25 protein-coding genes and 2 pseudogenes are annotated in these 19594 nt (G+C 67.6%); 9 read left to right on the plus strand and 18 right to left on the minus strand.

Features of this window, described 5'->3' with window-relative positions:
* Positions 1-250 precede the first annotated feature (250 nt).
* On the plus strand, positions 251-457 hold the full coding sequence (locus tag AMK24_RS29920) for a hypothetical protein (RefSeq protein ID WP_073772031.1): 207 nt from the start codon (positions 251-253) through the stop codon (positions 455-457).
* Between the two features lie 563 nt (positions 458-1020).
* Here the strand turns inward: AMK24_RS29920 and AMK24_RS34375 are convergent.
* Positions 1021-1579: pseudogene (locus AMK24_RS34375) on the minus strand (GmrSD restriction endonuclease domain-containing protein).
* Here AMK24_RS34375 and AMK24_RS34045 point away from each other — a divergent pair.
* Positions 1533-1688 (plus strand): hypothetical protein, encoded by a 156-nt coding sequence (locus tag AMK24_RS34045; protein ID WP_158072183.1) that lies wholly within the window; start codon positions 1533-1535, stop codon positions 1686-1688. The pseudogene AMK24_RS34375 and the gene AMK24_RS34045 sit on opposite strands and share 47 nt — an antisense overlap.
* A gap of 783 nt (positions 1689-2471) precedes the next feature.
* Here the strand turns inward: AMK24_RS34045 and AMK24_RS29935 are convergent.
* The 8 genes from AMK24_RS29935 to mscL all read right to left on the minus strand — a co-directional run bounded on the left by AMK24_RS29935 (position 2472) and on the right by mscL (position 7898).
* Positions 2472-3584, minus strand: coding sequence for a ParB/RepB/Spo0J family partition protein (locus AMK24_RS29935; RefSeq protein ID WP_073772033.1), 1113 nt, complete (start codon positions 3582-3584; stop codon positions 2472-2474).
* On the minus strand, positions 3581-4825 hold the full coding sequence (locus tag AMK24_RS29940) for a ParA family protein (protein WP_073772034.1): 1245 nt from the start codon (positions 4823-4825) through the stop codon (positions 3581-3583). The genes AMK24_RS29935 and AMK24_RS29940 overlap by 4 nt, the downstream gene beginning before the upstream one ends.
* A 668-nt stretch (positions 4826-5493) precedes the next feature.
* Complete coding sequence (locus AMK24_RS35260; RefSeq protein ID WP_274535087.1) at positions 5494-5622, minus strand: hypothetical protein; 129 nt, start codon at positions 5620-5622, stop codon at positions 5494-5496.
* Positions 5619-6056, minus strand: coding sequence for a RapZ C-terminal domain-containing protein (locus tag AMK24_RS29945; protein ID WP_073772035.1), 438 nt, complete (start codon positions 6054-6056; stop codon positions 5619-5621). Before AMK24_RS29945 ends, AMK24_RS35260 begins: the two co-directional genes overlap by 4 nt.
* 155 nt (positions 6057-6211) lie before the next feature.
* Complete coding sequence (locus AMK24_RS34455; RefSeq protein ID WP_242435311.1) at positions 6212-6646, minus strand: hypothetical protein; 435 nt, start codon at positions 6644-6646, stop codon at positions 6212-6214.
* 4 nt (positions 6647-6650) lie between these two features.
* Positions 6651-6857, minus strand: a complete 207-nt coding sequence (locus tag AMK24_RS34980; RefSeq protein ID WP_242435312.1) for an Lsr2 family DNA-binding protein — start codon at positions 6855-6857, stop codon at positions 6651-6653.
* Positions 6854-7045 (minus strand): hypothetical protein, encoded by a 192-nt coding sequence (locus AMK24_RS34985; RefSeq protein ID WP_242435313.1) that lies wholly within the window; start codon positions 7043-7045, stop codon positions 6854-6856. Before AMK24_RS34985 ends, AMK24_RS34980 begins: the two co-directional genes overlap by 4 nt.
* 409 nt (positions 7046-7454) lie before the next feature.
* Complete coding sequence (gene mscL / locus AMK24_RS29955; RefSeq protein WP_073772037.1) at positions 7455-7898, minus strand: large conductance mechanosensitive channel protein MscL; 444 nt, start codon at positions 7896-7898, stop codon at positions 7455-7457.
* 83 nt (positions 7899-7981) lie between these two features.
* On the opposite strand from mscL, the gene AMK24_RS32815 reads away from it, so the two are divergent.
* Positions 7982-8862 (plus strand): IS5 family transposase gene (locus AMK24_RS32815; RefSeq protein ID WP_107427495.1). Its coding sequence is split into 2 segments (ribosomal slippage): positions 7982-8342 and positions 8342-8862, totalling 882 coding nucleotides; the frame shifts between segments, so codons are not numbered across the junction.
* 40 nt (positions 8863-8902) lie between these two features.
* Here AMK24_RS32815 and AMK24_RS34380 read toward each other — a convergent pair.
* The 3 genes from AMK24_RS34380 to AMK24_RS29980 form a co-directional block, all read right to left on the minus strand.
* Positions 8903-9403 (minus strand): hypothetical protein, encoded by a 501-nt coding sequence (locus AMK24_RS34380; protein ID WP_199876535.1) that lies wholly within the window; start codon positions 9401-9403, stop codon positions 8903-8905.
* 122 nt (positions 9404-9525) lie between these two features.
* Positions 9526-9843: a hypothetical protein gene (locus AMK24_RS34385; RefSeq protein ID WP_199876536.1), complete on the minus strand. Its 318-nt coding sequence runs from the start codon at positions 9841-9843 to the stop codon at positions 9526-9528.
* Between the two features lie 91 nt (positions 9844-9934).
* Positions 9935-10975: a YihY/virulence factor BrkB family protein gene (locus AMK24_RS29980; RefSeq protein WP_073772041.1), complete on the minus strand. Its 1041-nt coding sequence runs from the start codon at positions 10973-10975 to the stop codon at positions 9935-9937.
* A gap of 532 nt (positions 10976-11507) precedes the next feature.
* Here AMK24_RS29980 and AMK24_RS29990 point away from each other — a divergent pair.
* Positions 11508-11744: a hypothetical protein gene (locus AMK24_RS29990; protein WP_073772042.1), complete on the plus strand. Its 237-nt coding sequence runs from the start codon at positions 11508-11510 to the stop codon at positions 11742-11744.
* A 229-nt stretch (positions 11745-11973) separates the two neighbouring features.
* Here the strand turns inward: AMK24_RS29990 and AMK24_RS29995 are convergent, their stop codons facing one another.
* The 5 genes from AMK24_RS29995 to AMK24_RS35360 form a co-directional block, all read right to left on the minus strand.
* Entirely contained in the window at positions 11974-12372 is a 399-nt protein-coding gene (locus tag AMK24_RS29995) for a DUF3307 domain-containing protein (protein WP_073772043.1), read from the minus strand.
* A 539-nt stretch (positions 12373-12911) separates the two neighbouring features.
* The gene (locus AMK24_RS30000) at positions 12912-13289 is read right to left on the minus strand and encodes a hypothetical protein (protein WP_073772044.1); all 378 of its coding nucleotides are present in this window, start codon (positions 13287-13289) and stop codon (positions 12912-12914) included.
* Between the two features lie 39 nt (positions 13290-13328).
* Complete coding sequence (locus tag AMK24_RS30005; protein WP_073772045.1) at positions 13329-13532, minus strand: hypothetical protein; 204 nt, start codon at positions 13530-13532, stop codon at positions 13329-13331.
* Positions 13533-13636: 104 nt separating this feature from the next.
* A complete protein-coding gene (locus AMK24_RS30010; protein ID WP_073772046.1) occupies positions 13637-13912 on the minus strand; it encodes a hypothetical protein in 276 nt (91 codons plus the stop codon).
* A gap of 201 nt (positions 13913-14113) precedes the next feature.
* Positions 14114-14434, minus strand: a complete 321-nt coding sequence (locus AMK24_RS35360) for an RRQRL motif-containing zinc-binding protein (RefSeq protein WP_338012713.1) — start codon at positions 14432-14434, stop codon at positions 14114-14116.
* A 229-nt stretch (positions 14435-14663) separates the two neighbouring features.
* On the opposite strand from AMK24_RS35360, the gene AMK24_RS30015 reads away from it, so the two are divergent.
* From AMK24_RS30015 to AMK24_RS30035, 5 genes and pseudogenes are all read left to right on the plus strand, one after another.
* Positions 14664-15344: an SMI1/KNR4 family protein gene (locus AMK24_RS30015; protein ID WP_073772047.1), complete on the plus strand. Its 681-nt coding sequence runs from the start codon at positions 14664-14666 to the stop codon at positions 15342-15344.
* Positions 15345-15612: 268 nt separating this feature from the next.
* Positions 15613-16461, plus strand: coding sequence for an IS5 family transposase (locus tag AMK24_RS30020; protein WP_073772048.1), 849 nt, complete (start codon positions 15613-15615; stop codon positions 16459-16461).
* A complete protein-coding gene (locus tag AMK24_RS34995; RefSeq protein WP_242435314.1) occupies positions 16458-17201 on the plus strand; it encodes a hypothetical protein in 744 nt (247 codons plus the stop codon). Before AMK24_RS30020 ends, AMK24_RS34995 begins: the two co-directional genes overlap by 4 nt.
* A 266-nt stretch (positions 17202-17467) precedes the next feature.
* On the plus strand, positions 17468-17869 hold the full coding sequence (locus AMK24_RS32835; RefSeq protein ID WP_079190700.1) for a hypothetical protein: 402 nt from the start codon (positions 17468-17470) through the stop codon (positions 17867-17869).
* A 97-nt stretch (positions 17870-17966) separates the two neighbouring features.
* Positions 17967-18774: pseudogene (locus AMK24_RS30035) on the plus strand (transposase family protein).
* A 179-nt stretch (positions 18775-18953) separates the two neighbouring features.
* Here the strand turns inward: AMK24_RS30035 and AMK24_RS30040 are convergent.
* On the minus strand, positions 18954-19319 hold the full coding sequence (locus AMK24_RS30040; protein ID WP_199876537.1) for a helix-turn-helix domain-containing protein: 366 nt from the start codon (positions 19317-19319) through the stop codon (positions 18954-18956).
* Between the last annotated feature and the right edge of the window lie 275 nt (positions 19320-19594).

A 19594-nucleotide genomic window follows, 5' to 3' on the forward strand; every position in this document is an offset into this window, starting at 1 on the left:
GGCAAACACAGCAGGGCGTCCGCCGCGCCGCGCAGGCACGACTTGGCCAGACCCTCCCCATCGGAGCCACAGACAGCTCCGACCTCGCAGCCTCCAACAGCCCCTCCCCCGGAAACGCCCGGCCGGAGCAAGCTCCTGGCCAGAGCGTTCGTCAGCGCGAGGTCAAAGGGTGTCACCCGCTCCGGGGCGAGGGCCGGTCCGTGAGAGACCGCTAACAATTGGTCTGTACCTGTCGGGGCAGAAGGTCGACATGAGCGACAACAAGATCTCCATCGCAGTCGAACTGCACGGCGGGCCCCTGGACGGCCTGACAGCCTCCATAGCCCTCACCGAGGAAGACCCCTGGGTTGCGCTTCCCAACGACGGCTGCACCTTCCCGGGCGGAAGAAGCATCTACGCACCCGACATCAACGGCCGCTGGGTATGGCAGGACGACCAGCCGGCCGACCCCCAGTAGCCCCCGCTCGCACTCCCCCGGCACCACGGCAGCACCCGGAGGAAAGAAGTGGACCGCATACTCATGACAGCCGCTTGGCCGACCGGCTTCAGGCTGGCCTTGCTGCACAGGCAAGAGGAAATACTCCTCGGAGTTCTTCAGCAACCCGACTACCCCTCGCTCATGCCCTGCCCGGTCTGCGAAAGACATCCGGAAAGTGTCACGTCAAATTCCGAGACCCAAGCCTTCGGCGGGCGCGCAGTGGTCCTCGTGAACTTCAAACCCTGCCGGCATAGCATTCGGATTCCCACCCATGAGTAACCGGCCGCCTGAGTAACCGACCATAACGTCATGCCTCACCCAACAGCCCCGTGGGTGATGAGCGGTGCGACGTCCAGTTCTTGAGAGTCTCCACTTCCTGGGGTACCAGCCGCGGATGGCTGAACAGCAGGTCCACATGGTCCTGCGGGGTTCTGTCTCCCGCACCCGGGCGGCCCGGCCCCTCGCTCCCGGCCCAGCCCTCTCTGGAAGCAGGGCAGGGCCCGACGCCCCTGCCGACCTTCCCGGCGGGGGAGACGGTCAGGTCAGACGGCCAGCGTGTAACAGACGATGGTGTCCTCGCACGGCCCCACTGCGTAAACCTTCAGCGCTTCGATCTCACGGTCGTCCGCTGTGAGCTGCCAGCGGAGCTTGGTGGCCACCCACTCCCCCACGTACCGGCACTGCGCGTCCGGGGATGGCGGCATCCAGTCCGCCGTATCCTGCTCCGACTTCTACCGGTTGCTGCGCGCGGTCACCGCGACGAGGGAGGTGTGCGCGCCCTGGTCGTTCGCGTACATTTCCCGCCGGACCGCCGTCCAGGTCGAGGCACCGGAATCCCAGGCTTCGGCGAGCGGGATCATGTGGTCGATGTCCAAGGGAGCCGGCGCTGGTGACCTCCTGGTCGTCGTAGTAGGACCGCCAGGCGCCCCCGCTGCGCTTGCAGCCGGCTTCCACCGTCGGGGCGACGATCGCCTCGGCCAGAAGGACTTCGGCGCAGGTGTTGCACCCGTCGGTCGCGTCCTCGCCCGAGTTCCAGTGCTTGAACTTTGTGCGGGTGTATCCGATCCAGCGCTGGGCCGACCACAAGGACTCCCGCACCACCCAGTGCTACAACCGCCGCAAGGAACTCCTCGACCACAGCCCCGGCTACGCCCTCGGCGCCGACCTTGCTGGCGCACGACGAGAGCTGAGCGTTCAAGGCCGTCGGTGATCACCCGGCGTCGGCGGCCCCGTGCTGGCGGGCGATGGCGAGGGCGGCGGGGCGGCTGAAGTGGTAGGGGCTGCTGGTCGCGCCCGTGGGCTGCCAGCAGGTGCCGCCCCAGTGAGCTCCCGGGTACCGTCCTCGAACAGGGCCTACCGGACGGTGAGTCCGGGGTCACGGACGACGATGTACGCGCCATCGCTCTGCTGGCGCGGGATGAGGACCACCACCGTCTGTTGCGCGAAATCGGCACCACTGACATACACGAATGATCCGCGGTGGCGCCGTCTGGGCCCGGCTACGTCCCTGGAGCGATCTCCAGCCTGCAGAAATTCGCTCGGCCGACCTCATCCGCTTCGAACACCGTCGCCTCGGACGCACCGGATGAACCACATGCCCAAGCCGCAGCCGCGCGCGACCCTACGCATCCACTCCCCCGGACCCTCACCGACCTGTACGAGCACCTACCAGCTGTCGTCGACGGCATCAGCTCCCGCGTCGCCCTTCCTGCCTGCCGGCTGGTCCACCTACGTTGACCTCCCAGCCTTCGGTCTTCGGGCCAGACGTCTCCGGCCTGCTGACGGCATCGTCCATCGACTCCCCCTCGACGGTCGTGAGGGTAACTTTCGCCGTCTGGGGACCGCTCTCGGTCAGGCGGTAACCCGCTACCACCCCGGCATCGCCGGATCAGCGTCGACTTTTCCGGAATCCCCTACTCGGCGCAGAGGGGCGGCCCCACTCCCGTGGGGCCGCCCCTCTGCGATTCGCTGGAGTTTTCCAGCCTCGCGGCAACTACACGTCGGCGCGCAGACCTTCCGCCACCTTCTGAAGGATCTCTGCAAGTGAGGATCTCTGGTCGGCAGGGAGGTCTCCCCTCATGTCCACCGTGACGGCCTCGACTCCAGTGCTGCGCTGGAAGTAGCGAAGGATGAAAGCGCTTCGCTGCGCGTCGTCGAGCTGGTCGAAGGCCGCATCCATGAGGGCTTCGCCCTGCTGTCGGGACGGCGCGAGGGAGGACGTGTCTTCCTTTCGACCGGTCTCTTGCCTCGTGTCTGTGGATTCGGCTGCTGTGGGTTCAGCGCCCGGAGCGTCATCGTGGCTCGAGGCGGGCATCATTACAGCGTAATAATCCTGGGCCGGGGGAGTGGGGGCCGGGATAGACGGAGGCTCCGCAGGTGCACTCTTCCGTGGAGCCTTCCTCGCCCTTTCCTTGAGCTGGCGGAGGTGCGCTTCCTGCTCCTCAGGTTTCTTCTTTCCGACCCGTCGCAGCAGCGCTGCGGACTCTTCACCGGACTGCAGCTTCTGCTTCAGCTCCGGCGTCAGGCCAAGGAGCGCCAGACGCTGCGAGATCCATCCTTGAGACCGGTGGAGGCGGGCGGCGAGAGCTTCCTGGGTTTTGTGAATCTCCAGGAGCCGCTGAAGGACCTTCGCTTCGTCGAGCGGATCGAGGTCCTGGCGGTGGACGTTCGCGACGAACGCGGATTCGAGGATCTCATCGGGGTTGCTTCCGAGGTCGTCGTCCAGCATCACCTTGATCTCAGTGAGGCCGGCTTCGCGGGCGGCGGCGAGGCGGGTGTTGCCGTCGATGACGACGTACTTGGTTCCCTCTTCCAGGTCGTTCTTCCGGTCGGGATTGCCTTCCAGATAGGCGAACCGGCTCATGATGCTGATGGCGGTCTTCTGCCCGTGGTCTCGGAGGCTGGCTCCGAGGTCGGTCAGGTCACCCAGTTCTTCCCGAGGGTTGTCGGGGTTGAGGCTGATGACGTCGACGGGGAGCTTGAGCGGCGGGGGAGCACCCTCGGTGGGGGCGGCGGCGGCGGCTTCGATTGCGGCGCGGCGGGCGCTGATGCCTCCCCTGGCTTGGTGGAAGGACGCGCTTGCCCGCAGGGTGTCTGCCTTGCTCATGAGATCTCCCTGGTGAGTGCGCGCATGCCGACGGCCTGGTCGCAGCGGGGCGCGTAGGCGAGGAGGGGCCGCTTCAGGCGGACGGTCTCCTTCTGCTCCTTGAGGTCTCCGATGACGCCGACGACCCGCGGGTCCTTTATGTCGATCCAGGACTGGAGGGAGGAGGTGGCGATGTAGCCGCGGCGGGCGTCGTAGTGGTTAACGACGATACCGAGGTAGTCGAGTGTGACGGTCATGTCGCCGCGGAGGTCCTCGATCTGGTCGGTGAGGAGTTTGTACGCGTCGGCGGAGCTGTCTTCGGCCTGGACGATGATGAGGATGCCCGAGTTGCCGGGGGCCTCGCCGTCGCGGCGGCGCCCGTAGTAGGCGGCGGCGTCCATGCTGAGGCCGAGGCTCGGGGGGCAGTCGATGATGATGACGTCGTAGTCGCCTTCAACTGCTCCAAGGACGCGTTCGAGGGCTGCTTCGCGAGCGCGGACGCTGGAGAGTTTCACGTCGAGGAGGAAGGCGTCGGTGCAGGCGGGCAGGAGATGTAGCCGGTCACCGAAGCATGGTTCCTCGATGGGGACGATGAGGTCCTTGAGGTCGCCCTTGGCCTCGCCAGCCATGTGCTTGGTGAGGGAGTCGCCCTCGAGGGGCAGTGGGACGTGGCCGAGCTGGTTGGTGAGGTGGCACTGCGGATCGAAGTCGACGAGGAGAACGCGGAGTCCGAGCCCAGGGAGGTCCTCGTAGTCGAGGGGAGAGGCAGGCTCGTCGTCGGGGTTGAGGAGGGCGGCGGCGAAGTGCTTGGAGATGCGCACGGGGTACAGCTGGTCACTGTCCTCCGCGAAGGCTTCACCGACGCCGGCGGCGAGCGCGGTCTTGCCTACGCCGCCCTTCTGGTTGCAGATGATGATCCGCTTGGGGTGCTCCGGGCGGACGACCCCGGGGGCGGGGTTGGTGTCGAGCCAGAACAGTACGGACTGTGTGAGTCCTTGAATGATTGAGACTCCGCGGGAGGCACAAGCTTCGCGGAACTCGTCCCACTGGCCAGGGGGGAGGAAGGTGGCGAACGGTTTCGCGCCTGCCGTGTCGGCAGCGGGGAGGTTCGCTCCGAGTCGGCGCCACGCGGTGATGCCTGCTTCGACAGCGTGCTGGATGTCGGTGCCGTGCTGGGCGGCGCGGACCTTCAGGGCTTGCTGGAGGGCGGGGGGCAGCTTGGAGACGACCTTCTCGCGGTCGCCTGCGTCAGACGAAGTCATGCACGTACCTTACTAACGTTGAAGATCGACTCGCGTACCGCCACGTTAGTTTATTCATCAAGACGTCATTACGGCTGCGGTATTACGGCGTAATACCGCAGCCGCACACCCGGAGGCGGAGCACCCAAAGCCACAAAAACGCCTGTGAGGCCCCCTGGCGGCCCCGCAGGTGACGACGCATCCGATCACACCGGCACCATCGGGTTCCCCCGCCAGAACCCCCTTCACAGAGGTCGCATTTTTCCTAGAAGTAGCTTTTGTTCCAAACGGGTTCCAGAATCAACACCCTCTCCGCCCAGCACGGCAGTGAGCCGGTCGTGGTCCTGCTGGATGTGCTGGGGGGGGTGAGCGGCCCGACGCACAGGGGGGTGAAGCCCTCGAGATCGTCGTCGCGTTGGCGGGCCTCGGTGGAGAGGGCATAGTGCACCCGGGAACGTGCCGACAACATCGCGCAGGAGAAAGTTCTCGACGGCGTGGGTGAGCATCGCGTAGCCGGGTTGTCAGATGCCGAGGATCACCGTGGGCCGACCGTGTCCGATGTGGTCGAGGGGCGGGCCTTCCGATGGGCGGCGGTGGGCGGTGTGGTGGGGCGGGCCAGGACGATGGTGATCAGGCCGGGGCCGTCCTACGAACGGCCCCCGCACACAGCGATGTCCAGGGAGCCGACGTCAGGCGTCCAGGGCGCAGGGGTTGCGCAGGGCGGTGAACATCGAGCGGAATCGGTTGATAACGGCCGGGTCCTCGGACGTGATGCCGCCGGGCGCGTTGCCACAACAGCGGAACAGATGACGCCTCATCGGGCGGCCCCTTCCTTCGAGGGCGCGGCAGGGGCACCGGTGGGCGTCTTGAGTACGCGCGGCAGGTGGGCATGGAGGTGCTTGACTTCGACCTCCCGGCCCCGCTTCCGGAGTTCGCGGGCAAGGATTTCGATGAGGCCGCATGCACGGTGCCTGCCTCCCGCACATCCGATGGCAATGCTGCGGGGGCTGGCGGGGAGGTCGGCGTAGTCGGCGAGGTTGTCGAGCAGTTCGCGGGCACCGGGGGTGTTCAGGACGACGTCCTGGACGCGGGGGTGGTGGCCGTCGAGGTCGAGGATGTCGCGGGCTGCGGCGGGGTCGCGGAGCCGGTCGCGGACGTCTTCGATCCGGTCGGCGGCGGGCGGGACCGGGGAGCCGTCCGGGCCGGTGGGCAGGTGGAGGTAGCCGAACGAGATCAGGCGGATCGGGTGCACCAGAGGTCTCCTGCTCGGATGAAGAGGTGGGTATGGGCAGAGGACAGAGCGCCGCTCCTCGAGGGACGCGGCGCTCTGTGGGTGGTGCTGTCGCGGGGGGCCACTCGCCGCTGGCGGCCTGGCACTGCTCGAACGCGTCGAGAAGCGCGCTGATCTCATCCGGTTCGGTCAGGGAGCCGACCCACGTTCCGGTCTCGGTGAAGACGTCCACGGTGGGGGTGCCGGCGTCGAACCAGCCGAGGTAGGGGCCGTAGCGCTCCAGCACCACCGTGGCGTCGAGGGCCGGGTCGGTGAGGAGGGGGAGCGGTGTCCAGTACGGCGAGCGTGGTAACGGCCAGCCGCATCGGCTCGTCGGGTGTGCGGGGGATGTGGAGGTGGCCGGTGACGCGGAGCTTGTCGCCGGGGGCCAGGTCGTGGAGGACGGCGTGGGCGAGTGCCGGGTCGGTGACGGTGCAGGGCAGAACCGTCTCGTCGGTGCGTTCGTCGGTGGGGGAGAGGGTGAGGCGGAACCGGGCCGTCGACCCGTGGAGGTCGCCGGGGATGGTGGCGTTTTCCAGGAAGCCGTCCAGGACTATGGCGCCGGTGTTCATGGGGTCAGCCGGCCTTCCGGGCAGTGGCCTGGTGGGCGGCGTCGTACGCCTCCTGGATTCGCTTGGGCACCATGCCCTGGTCGGCGACCTGGTGGCCGTGGGCGCGCGCCCACGGCCTGATCGCGGCGAGTTCTTCCCTGCTGCGGCTGCTGCCCGATCCCGTACGAGCAGCGGTGGGCCCGGCGGCCGTGGTGCGGGTGCGGGCCTTCACGATCCGCAGTTCCTCCTGCGCCCGTTCCAGTTCGGCCTTGGCCCGGGCGACTTTCTCTTCGGCTTCGCCTGCGCGGCTTCGGTGTTGCGGCGCTCGGTCAGCTCGCCCAGGTCGGCGGTGATGCGGGCGGCGTGGCTGCGGACGGCGGCGGCCGGGTGGGCGGTGGCCCAGTCCAGGAGTTCCTGCACGGGGTGGGAGGCGGGGAGCGGGGTGACGGGGACGTCGATGGCTTCGGTTGCCCGGGCCGGCGTTGCGGCTTCGGCGACGGGGACAGGTTTTGATCCAGTACAGGTGAGGCCATGACCCCTCCTCTCTGGAGGGTGTTTTGTCTATCCGGTGCGCTTGTTCCGCCCTGGCGTGCAAAATCGCCGGCCGGAGGAAGAGACAGAAGGCAACCCGCAGCAGATGCCGCTCCCGGACGCCGGGCAACAGCAGGCATCCTCTCCTGTCGAGGAGCGTTTGATGCGCGCGTGCGCGAGCCCGTACGTAAATGGTGTGCGTTTCGTGGCCGTCTCTCCGATGCACTTCCTGAACGCCTGGTCGCGTAGCTGAGTGATAGAGCCGTCCGAGCCTCAAGGGCCGATCCGTGGAGGCTGGTTATCCAGCGCGCTGCGTCGCTTCCCCTGCCTGGGCGGGGACGACGGGCAGGGGGACGGTGCAGGACGCGCAGCGTCGGGCCTGGGCAGGGACGGGGCTGAGGCATTCGGGGCAGTCCCGCTTCGGGGCCTGGACATCCTGGTGCGGGGCGAGACGCTCGTGCAGCTTGTTGATGGGCAGCACGACCAAGAAGTACAGGGCGCTGGCCAGGAGGACGAAACTGATCGTCGCGTTGATGAAGGTGCCGTAGGGGAATTCGGTGGCGCCCACGGTGAAGGTTCTGCGGCTCATGTCCCCGCTGGCACCGGTGGCCAGTCCTACGAGAGGTGTTAGGAAGGCACCGACGAAGCCGTTCACTACGGCGGTGAACGCGGCCCCGATGACGATGCCGACGGCCAAGTCGACCACGTTGCCGCGCAGGATGAAGCTGCGGAAGCCCTTCACCTTCTCACTCCTTGGGGATGTGACGTCTAGGGCATGTCCGGCGGATCATGTGACTTTCTGACTGGTCGCTCGTTGGTTGGGGCATGGGTCGGGAGGATCTGACGAATCGTGAGTGGTCGCTGCTGGAGCCGCATCTGCCTTCGCCGGGTGGCCGGGGCGGCCGGTGGAACGATCACCGGACCGTGCTCAACGGGATTCTGTTCCGGGTCCGCACCGGTGTTCCGTGGCGTGACCTGCCGGAACGCTATGGCTCGTGGAAGACCGTGTATGAACGGCATCGCCGCTGGTCGGCGGATGGTACCTGGGACCGGCTCCTGCAGGCGGTCCAGGCCGACGCCGACCTTGCCGGGCGGATCGACTGGTCGATGGTGGGCGTCGACTCGACGTCCTGCCGGGCCCATCAGCACGCGGCCGGCGCCCGCAGGGTCGGACCGCGGATCCCGAAAAAAGGACGAGGCCCCGGCACCACCGCCCCGATGAGGGACTCGGACGGTCCCGGGGCGGTCTGACCTCCAAGATCCACCTCGCCGGTGAAGGCGGCTGCCGCCCCATGGCTCTACTGATCACCCCAGGCCAGTGGGGTGACGCCCCGCAGATGATCGAGGTCCTGGACCGGATCCGGGTTCCCCGGCCGCTGGGCGGACGGCCCCGGACCAGGCCCGACCATGTCAGCGGCGACAAGGCTTACAGCTCACGCCGAAATCGCCGCTACCTGCGAAGACGGCGCATCACACACACGATCCCCGAGCCGAAGGACCAGCGGGCCAACCGCCGGCGCAGAGGCAGCGCGGGCGGCAGACCTGCCGGCTTCGACCGCGAGCGCTACCGGCGCCGCAACGAGGTCGAGCGGACCATCAACCGGCTCAAGAACTCCCGCGCGGTCGCCACCCGTTACGACAAAAGGGCCTACGTCTTCCACGGCACCGTCACCGCAGCAGCAGTCCGCCTATGGCTCCGCCCATGATCCGCCGGACAGTGCCTAGGGGCGGAAGCCAGCGGCGCTGTCACCCGCTGGCGGGCGTGGGGCCAGACAGCGTCGGCGCGTGGGGGCAGGGCGTGTCAGCTGTGATCGTGGGGATGCACATCCGGCGCAGGAGATCACGGGTGGTGCGCAGGCTCAGCGTGCTGCGCCAGGCGAGACCCGGGTGGCGGGAGCGCAGGTGCGAAAGAGCCCGGGTGCCCAGGCCGGTGCTGTGGAAGCGTTCGTCGATGGTGATGGTGGTGATGACGCCTTGGGCGCAGTCGGTGCAGATCCGGTAGTGGACCCGGCCGACGACTTGGCGGATGTGGACGAGGAGCAGACATTCCTCGCCTGGCCCGGAGTGGTCGGGGATGTGCGTGGAGAGGAAGCCGATGGCCCGGTATGCGAGGAGTCGGCGACGCAGGCGGCCGGTGGGGCGGCCTCGGCGGGAGTGCTTGGCAGCGGCTGGGGCGGTCGACGGGGCCTGGGTCGTGGGGGACGGGCCGAACACGGTGGTCGTGGGACGCGCATGTTGTCCGGGCATGAGTTCCGTGTGCCCCACCCGGGGAGCGATACCCACTCCGGATGTCCGGGTCCTGCTGGTCGGCTCGTCTCTTGACTGCGGTGAGGTACTGCCGACGCGACTCGACGGCGAATGCCGGCTTTCTACCTGTGCCGGCGTTCGCCGTCGCGGTGCGGATTGAGGGAGGCGAGCTTGTTCCCGTACTGCTCGAGGTGGACGTCGGTTTCCCGCAGGGCCGGGTCCTGAAACGAGGCATGCAGCTCGGCCTGCTTCGAGACCCCGTTGGACAACAGTTTTGCCACCGCCATGGAGGGGATCCCGGCTGCCGCGGCCTTACGGCCCCACCAGCCCCCACCCGTCGCCATGATCACGGCAGCCTCCCACCAGAGCTTGGTGTGCTCGGCCGCTTTCTCGACCGGCGGTAGCAACTGGCGGGCCCGGGCGGAGTCCCATGCGGCCATCCGTCGTGTTAGCCGATAATCACCGCTGCGCAGGGATGCCAGGAGTTCTATGCCTCGCCGCATGCCCGCTCGCGGCCGCGCCACACGGTCCTCACTGGAGGCGACGGCGGTCTTCATCACTCCACTTCCGCGTGTCCCGGGGCTCGACGTAGGGCTCCTCGTCTTCGGGGTGACCGCCGGCGATGGCGCGCTGTCGGACCATCTCGGCGTCGAACTCCAGGCCGAGGAGGATCGCCAGGTTCGTGATCCACAGCCAGACCAGGAAGATGATGACGCCGGCGAGGGCGCCGTACGTCTTGTTGTACGAGCCGAAGTTCGCAACATAGAAGGCGAAACCGGCCGAGGCGATCATCCAGATCACCAGCGCCAGGAAACTTCCCGGGGTGACCCACTTGAACCCGCGGCCCTTGGCATTGGGCGCAGCCCAGTACAGGATCGCGATCATGATCGTCACCAGCAGGACGAGGACCGGCCACTTCGCAATCGACCACACCGTGAGTGCCGTGTCACCGATGCCGAGGGCGGCTCCAGCCTGCCGGGCCAGCCCGCCGGTGAACACCACGATGAGGGCACTGACCACCGCGAGGATCATCAACGTGATCGTCAGCGCCAGCCGTAGGGGCAGCACCTTCCAGACCGGACGGCCCTCGGGCATGTCATAGACGGCGTTCGAAGCACGGATGAACGCGGCGACGTACCCCGAGGCGGACCAGATCGCCGCCGCCAGACCGACGAGGGCCAGAATGGAGCCGACACCACTATTGCCCTGGAGCTGCTCCACCGCGTTGCTGATCACGTCACGTGCAGAGCCCGGGGTCAGCTTCTGCAGATTGTCCAGCACCTGCTTCGTCGCGGATTCACCCGCGATACCCAGCAGTGACACCAGCACCAGAAGCGCCGGGAAGAGCGCCAACACCCCGTAATAGGTCAAGGCCGCGGCCCGGTCGGCCAGCTCGTCGTCCTTGAACTCCTTCAGCGTGCCGCGCAGCACCGCCATCCACGAGCGCGTCGGCAGCTGGGAAAGCCGATCCGGCGCCCGCTCCTCAACCTGCTCATCAGGGCCCACGCTGCCCGTCCCTCCCGCGCCGGGGTCGCAGTCCTCGCCGGGCTCTGGTTTCGGCATACGTGTCATACCTGGCACCTTTCCGCTCGCACCCATCCCATGCACTGACCGGGAGGCCGGGCGGCCCGGGACCAGGACGAGCCCGCCTCCGGCGATCGAAGACGAGGCGGGCGCTGCCGCTGCCACCGGCGTCCTGCTGCGACGAGGGCAAGATCCTCGCCCACATGGGCATCCCGAAGATCCACTCCTTCCACATGATGCTGGCGTACTCACGCGACCCGTTTTCGACCGCGGGTACGACCACGACATCTACCGCAACCAGGTCCGCCAACGCCGCATCGTGCCGGTCATCGTCCCCTGCGGCACCCTCCACGGCACCGGACGGGGAACCTACCGCCGGGCCGTCGAGCTCGGTACGAGGCAGAGCGTTCCATCGGGGTCGGTGAACCAGAAGCACCCACACAGCAAGATGTCCGGGGCGGTGGGGACAGGGTTGTCGTAGGTGCCGGTGTCGTTCATCGGGCGGGGCGCCTTCCGGTAGGGAGGCCCGATGGCCGAGTCAGGGAGCTGCGGCCGCCAGGCCGTAGGGAGCTCAGGTCGCGTGGCGGTACTCGGTGGTCATGTCGTCCAAGGCGCGCAGCAGCCGGGCGGCGCGGTCGAGGAACGCCTGCGTCTGCGATCGGGGGCCGCCGTCGAGGTCGACGTCGAGGGCCTGGTCGAGGAGGCCGGCGGCATCGCCGAGCTGGTCGCCACCGGTGATCTGGGCCCGGTTGAGACGTTCTTCGGCCTCCCGGAGCTGGTCGATGAGGTCGGCCCCCGTCTCGGCGAGCGGTTCTGAGGTGAGGGAGGCGAGGGCCGTGGCGTGCTGGGTGATCAGACCGGCGCTCGGGACGGGGGCGTGGTGGTCGTGTTCGCCATAGCAGCAGGTTCCTTCTCTGCTCGTAGGTGAGGGGGGCGTCCTCGTCGGAGTTGAGGGGCCACTGCGTCCGTCCCGGGCCCGGTGGTTGCGGGTGCGGGGCGGCGCAGAGTGCGCTCAACTCAGTCGGGCTCCGGTGGCCGCTCGGTGATCAGGAGGTGGTGGTCAGGGCGAGGGCGGTGACGACGAGGACCAGGACGTGCGCGGTCTGGTCGACGTGTGCGGCTCCGCCGTTCTGTGCCCAGGCCGTCTGGCGGGCGATGCGCATCCAGTGGGCGACGGGCCACCGGCGGTCGATGACCGCGTGGGTGCCTGCGATCCCGACGAGGGCGAGCAGTGCGGGCAGGACTCCGATGGGGAGGTCGAGGATGGTGGTGGCGGCGACCAGGGCGAGCGCGGTGGTGGCGGCGTGGGTTGCGGCGTGGGCCAGATTGGCTCGCCATCCGGCGGCGCACCGGTCGGACTTGTGCTTGGCCTGGTGGTCGGTTTGGAGCGGGTAGTCGGCGGCGAGGTGCGCGGCGTACAGCAGCACGAACAGCGATGCGAACACGAGGATCTCCTTGGAGGGCCGTCACCGGTGCGGCTTCAGGTGCACGACCGGTGGCGGCGCTTCGTCGACCGGTGCCACTGCGGCGCGGCGCGCGTTCCGGGCGGCGGGGGGTCGTACGTACGGCAGGCGGTCGGCGTGAGAAGGGGGGCGCGGGCCGCAGTGGTCAGGGGGCCTGTCCGGTCCTCACCCCCGGGGTGAGGACCGGAGGTGAGGGCCAGGCAGGCGACCGGCGCAGTGGTGGTGCCGGGGAATGCGGTGCCCCGTCGGCAGAGGGCCGACGGGGCACGGTGTTGCGGTGGGCGGTCAACCGCCCAGAGGGGGGCGGGGGTCAGGCTCCGCCGTCCCGGCGGGCGGCGCGCGCGAGCTCTTCCGCGAGGGCCCGGCTGGCCCGCTCCTGCTCCTCGGCGGCCTTGCGGAGCTGCTCTGCGACGTCGTCGGACATGGGGGGATCCCTTCGTTCGGGGGCGGCGGGTGCCGCCGGTGGTCCGGCAGTGGGGCGGGCGGCGGGGTCTTGGCGGTGGCGGCTGCCTGCCCGGGGGTCAGGAGTCGGGCCGCCCGAGGTAGCGCAGGCCCTGCTCGTACTTCCGGCGGATGCTCGACTGGGCGGTGGCGTCACCGCGTACGGCTTCCGCGATTCGCTTCCAGCCGACCTTGTACTGGTCGTGGAGCTCGACGGTCTGGGTAGCGGAGCGGCGGTCCAGGAGGCGGGCGGCCTCCGAGGTGCTGTAGGCGGCGGCCAGGGCCTGGGCCTCGGTGGTCCCCCGTTCCTGGAAGCGGGTACCGGCGATGGCTTCCAGGACGTGGGCCAGGCGGTCGGTCTCGACGAGTTTGGCGATGTGCCCTTGCGGGTCGTCGGTCTGCGGATCCCAGGTGATCTCCGCGCGGCCGCCGCCCGTCTTGGTCACGGTCACGCCCATGGTGCTCTCCGTCTCGTCGACTGTGTGATCGAAGAGACGCTACTTCTTCTTCTTGGCGTCCTTGAGGGCGGCGATCACCCGGTCGGCCTGGGACTCGCCGAGGCGGCGGTCCGCCTCGCGCTGCTCGGCGCTCTTGCCGCCGACGTGGATGGTGCCGTGGAAGGTGCCGCCCGTGATGCCGGTGTTCTCGCCGCCGTAGTGGCCGCCGCTGACGGTGCTGTTGTCGCGTCGGAACCTGCCCATGGTGAACCTCCAGAACCTTAGGGTGCGCTTTGTGCACCCCTTCGTGTCCTCAGAATGGCACGGGGGGTGCGCAATGCGCAACCCTGGGGGCGGGCAGCTGCGGACTACCCCTGGACCGGGGCGCCGACGGGTCGCGGAGCGGTGCGCCCGTGGTCCTCCGGACCGTCGGGGAAGCCGGGGAAGTCGCCCCATCCGCCACCGTCGCCGTGAGGGTGGTCGCAGCAGGGGCAGATGTTGTCCTGCCAGAGACGGCCGTCCTCCCACCACCGGTGCGCAAGGCCCCCCGCGGCGTCCATGCCGGTGCTGACGGCCCCGTAGAGGAACGCCGCCGACCACCCCCAGTGGGGGCGGTACTCGCCGGCGTAGGCGGCCAGGCCCATGAGAGCGAAGGGGAGTAGCCCGTACCAGGGGCGGTGAGCGCGCCCCAGCAGCCACTGCGAGGGGTCGGCGCACCGGCCTGCTGATCCGGCCCCAGAGGGTGTTTAGCCGGTCCACGGGGGCCTCCCAGCGGGGGTGCCCCGGCGGGGGCCGGGGCGCGCGGTGAGGTGGACGGGGGTATGCATGGGCGATGTCCTCTCGGGTCAGGGGGGCCGGCAGGTCAGGCGGCCAAGTGGTGCGTGGTCGGCGCGGTGGTGAGGAAGTAGGTGCCGGGGGAGGGTTCGTATCCCTGGGCGCAGGGGTCGCAGGAGCCCACGGTGCGCAGGGGTAAGACAGCGGAAATAGCGTCGGCCACACGGACCGGGACATGTCTGGCGCTGGGCCATCGCCCTGTCGAGCGCGGCTTCCTTCGCCAGCGTCATCGGGAGCTTCGGCTTCGCCAGGTCGATCCGGTACAGCCACGCGAAGCGCTTGCCGCCGTGGCACTCGGTGCGGGCGACGGGCTCCTGGCCACCGGGGCGCAAAGAGGGCGGGTTCGCAGATTCCCGAAGGGGTGCTGCGCCGAACCTGCCCGTCTGAGCGTTCAGGGCTGCTCTCGACGGACGGGTTGAGACGTCTGTCTAGGACGGTCCTCTTTGGCCCCACCATGACGGCCTCAGCTGGCCCCGGGCAGGAACGGTTTGAACTGGCCCCGCCCGGCTTCCAGGAGGCCCTGTCGACGTCAATGTCGGTGGGGACACCTATCTTTTACTCATGACTGATCAGCAGTGGGCGGGTGTCCGTCAACGGGTCGAGGCTCTGAAGGCATGCCCCGCGAGCAACGACGTGTTCGGGGCCCGGGGGCACCGATGGGTTCTGGAGCAGCCGCTCAGTCATGCCGAGCTCGCGGAGCTCGAGGCGCAGATGAAGGTGACGCTGCCGCAGGAGTTCCAGGCATTCCTCCTTCTTGTCGGCGCGGGTGGTGCCGGTCCCGCCCATGGCATGTTCCCGGTGAGGCGAGTACAGGGCCGCTGGCGGTGGGAGGGCGACGGCGCGGACATGGCAGACCTGTCCCAGCTCGCCGAGCCGTTTCCCGAGCAGGGCCCGAACCCCGAGATCGTCGACGCGCTCCTCGCCGAACGCCCCGAGGAAGAGGACTTCGACGAGATCGAGGAGTTCGACGACGCCATCGAGGCATGGGACGAACGATGGGACGCCGTCATGTTCGCCCCCGATCGCACCGTCGGCGCGATCGTGATCTGCCACCTGGGGTGCGCCCAACGGGAGTGGCTGATCATCAGCGGCAGCCACCGCGGCACCATCTGGTCAGACTGCCGGGTGGACGACGTCGACCTCGCACCGCTCCTTGGCCACGACGGAAAGCCGGTGACCTTCGCGCAGTGGTACCTCGACTGGCTGCGCCAAGCCGAGCGCACAGCGCTGGAAGCAATCTGAGCACCTGGACCTGATCGCCTCGTGGTCGCAGTGATGTCTCCGGACTGCGTGGTGGCGCGGGCGATGTGGGTGCGGCCGAGGTGGACGTCGCCGGACTGGGTCCGGACGGTGATGTCGGTGGGGATGTCGCCGGACTGGGTAGCGGCCTGCACGGAGGCGCTTTCTTAGAGGGTGGTTCGTGAGTCTTTGAGTGGCTCTGCTGTCGCCTGATGGTGTGGGCGGGGCGGAATCTGCCGGTCCGCGGGTACAGATCTGGTGATGTGATCGGGTGAGTGAACGCAAGCCGTACCCGAGTGACTTATCGGACGAGCAGTGGGCGTTGATCGAGCCGGTGATCACCGCGTGGAAGGACCGGCACCGCTCGGTCAGCGGCCACCAGGGCGCCTACGACATGCGGGAGATCGTGAACGCGATCCTCTACCAGGGGCGGACCGGCTGTCAGTGGGCCTACCTCCCGCACGACCTGCCGCAGAAGAGCGCGACCTACTATTACTTCGCCGCATGGCGGGACGACGGCACCGACCAGGTCATCCATGAGCTCCTGCGCTGCCAGGTCCGTGAACGCGCCCGCCGATTAGAGGACCCGACTCTGGTGGTCCTGGACACCCAGAGTGTTCATGTGGCCGCCGGGGTCCCCGCCTCCACGACCGGCCACGATTCCGCCAAGCGGGTGCCCGGCCGCAAACGCGGCCTGGCCGTGGACGTCCTCGGCCTGGTCATCGCAGTCGTCGTCCTCGCCGCGAACACCCACGACAACGCCGCGGGCATCGTCCTGCTGGACCAGGTTGCCGAGCAAGCCGGCGGAAGTGTCCGCAAAGCCCTGGTCGACCAGGGCTTCAAGAACCAGGTCGTCCTGCACGGCGCCGGCCTGGGCATCGACGTTGAGATCGTCCAACGCAACCCGCAGGTCAAGGGGTTCGTGCCGCAGCCGAAGCGATGGAGGGTCGAGCAGACCTATGGAATCCTGATACTGCACCGGCGCCTGGTCCGTGACTACGAGCACCACCCCTCCTCCTCCGCCTCCCGCGTCTACTGGGCAATGACCCACGTCATGACCCGACGCCTCACCGGCGCGAACGTCCCCGCCTGGCGCGATACGCAAATGGTGGCAGCGTGAATCTCCAGCCCCTGCTCGACGCCCTGGAACTCCAGGAAGACGCCGCCCGGGCCCTGGCCGACGACCTCCGCGCACAGATCGACGACCTGCAGACCCGGTTGCGGGAGGCCGAGACGCACCTGGAGCACCTCGCGATCACCCGCACGACTGTCACCGGCCTCGCCGACCGGCTCCCGGCCGGCCCACTAGATCTGCCCGAGCACCCGGACTACCCCCGCATCCTCGACGCCTTCAACCAGACGACCGGGCCGCTACGGGCCAAGGACATCTGCGAAGCCCTCGGCCACGAACTACTGCCGAAGAACGTCGAAGGGCACCCGCGCCAAGCTGAAACGCCTGGTCAAACTCGGCATTCTCACCGAGGCCGACACCGACAACTTCGCCAGGAAGCAATAGCCGACAGGACCTCCACCGGCGGCTTCGCCCTCACCTCAGCCAGAAAAGGACATTGCATTACGAACCACCCACTTAAAGCGTTTCGGATCAACAAACTCTGCCGTCACGCGATCAGGCAGCACCCCCGCAGGGGACGAAAAAGGCTGATTTGTCCAGCGTGGCGTCAATCTTTCGGTCGCGTCAATTTATCCATTCGCCTGCTCTCACATCCAGGAGGTTGGCTCTACCTGCGAGAACTGAAGGCGTGTCTGCGAAAACGAGTCAGCGGACCCTACGAGCTTCCGCTAGTTATCGAGATGGTTCTGGTTGCAGGGCCGCGTCCAGGGCACCATGCTTCTACTTAAGGCCATAGGCGGCCAAAGTAAATCTGGGAGTACGTACATCTCAGGACTTTTCGTGCAGTGCTGAGGTCTCGGCAGGGAGGGCCGCCGCGGAGTACTCCGCGCGCGGTGACGGGTTGCTCCCGGTTCGCGTTGGACGGTACACGGCGTCGACAGCAGGTGAGTGGGGTGAGACGGATAACCGCGCCACTCAATCACGTCAACCTCGGTTGCCGCCCCGAGCCCGGGCGGAATCTCGCACCAAGCGACCATAGGTATTAGGAGAGTCGATGACGACGAAGACGATGAGAACCGTCCGGCGCGCCGCGGTGGCCACTACGGCGGCGGTGGTCGCGGTGGTGGCCTTCGCCCCCACCGCGCAGGCCTACACCAGCGTCGAGGCCGGACGATTGCTGTCGCCCTGCCTGCCGTACCTAACGAACAGTGCCAACGCGCCAAGCAGCCAGTGCGCATCCAGCTTCCGGTCTCTGCGGGTGGCCTCCAAACCCGCCAACCTCGCCGCAGACACCCAGGCGATCTACCAAGCGCTGAAAAGCACTCAGCTCTCCATCAGCCCCGTGCGCGCCGCCGCGCTTCCCGCCGCAGTTGGGGTGCCCGTTTTCCCCGCCTGGACAGCTGCCGCCACCTGCCTGGCCGTCCCGCCGACTAGCGGAGTGTGCACACCAACCTGACGGAAGAGGTTCTCCGGAACCTCTTTCATCCTGTGCTGGAGGGTGAAAGAGGCTGGTCAGCGGGGGTGGTGACGAGACAGGGCCCCTTGTCGTTGGCGTGGTGATTCCACTCATCACACCGGCGACCGAAGGGGCCCTGTTGTTTCCGTATGCTGCCACGCTCGACGTCCCTCATGAGCTGGTCGAGCATGTCGCATGGCTGCTGCACGAGCACCGCCGGGCCCGCAACACCCGCTGGCGCAAGCTCGGCTGCTTCAAGCAGGCGTTGCTCACGCTGGTGCACCTGCGGAAGAACGAGACGTTCTCGCAGCTCGGGGCCGGTTTCGGGAGATCCCAGGCCACCGCCTGGCGTTACGTCGACGAGACCTTGGACGTGCTGGCCTCCTGGGCGCCGGGCCTCCACGAAGCACTCACCGGTCTCGGTGAGGGCGATCACGTCATCGTTGACGGCACGCTGATCCCGATCGACCCGATCGGCGCGGACGAGCCGTACTACTCGATGAAACACCGCAAGCATGGGATGAACGTGCAGGTCATCGCCCGTCCCCACGGCACACCTCTGTGGTTCTCCCGCGCGACACCCGGCCGGCCCCACGACCTGACCGCGGCCCCGCCCCGCAGCCGTCGTCCAGGCCTGCCTCACCCGGCAGATCCTCGTCCTCGCCGACCGTGCCTACCAGGGCGCCGGCGCCACCCTCCGCACCCCGTACTACCACCACCGCGAACAGCCCGCTCACTATCAGCAGTTCAACCGCGACCACGCACGGCTGAGAGCACCCGGCGAACGCGCCTTCGCACAGCTGAAGCCCTGGCACATCCTCCGCCGAGCCCGATGCTCCACCCGACGCATCGGCACCATCGTCCAAGCCGCCCACACGTTGCTGACCTGCAACTATCCAGGATGAAAGAGGCTCAGTGAACTTGGAGACGTGAAGGCCAGGTGCCATCCGCTGAATATTGGCCAAGAGCGTTGTCCTGCCCCAAATGAGTTCCACGCTTCGCGCAAGGCTGCTGATATTTTACTGCCGGTTCGCGCCGTGGCGGCGAAGGCTCGGTCTGCTCTTCGGTCTCCGCGCCCGGCGCTCTATCTGCGACGCTGAGGTAGGGCACCGAAGTGGCGGGCAATCGCCTCGGCGCGTCCCGAAACCTCTAGCTTCCGGTAAATGGAATGCAGATTATTCTTCACCGTGCGCTCAGCGATTCCGAGTTTGCGGCCTATCTGACGGTTCGACATTCCGGTCACCAGAAGCCGTAAAACCTCGCTCTCGCGGGTTGTGAGCGATTCGATTCTGGCAGCAGGTATAGCTGATTCAGCTTCGGACGGATCGACTTTTTGACCGCTCTCTTGAGCTAATATCCGCAACAAACGGATAATTTCTTCGGCGTCACGGATTAGCGCCCGAAGAATGCATAACGTTTCTTGGCAGCAGGGTTCTTCTCGGTCGGGCACGCCGATCCCCCCAGAGGGTAGGCCAGTTGCTTATAGCGTTTCAGCCGTACTGGCGTCGACAAGCGACAAAGATCTCATTCCCCGATTCGACAGTCGGGAACCTATATTTGAGAAAAAGCGTTGGAGTCTTTTCCCGCCCGATGGCTCCTTTTGCGTGCCGGGCGCACCTACGGAAAGATGAAGCTTCTGGTGAAAGGGTGCACGACCAAGATCCACCGTTCCTCAGGAGCTTCGCATGCTTGCCTGCCCTTATTGATCGTTTCAGAATGAGTTCG

Source organism: Streptomyces sp. CB02366, from assembly GCF_001905905.1.
In the GTDB taxonomy this organism is placed as follows: domain Bacteria; phylum Actinomycetota; class Actinomycetes; order Streptomycetales; family Streptomycetaceae; genus Streptomyces.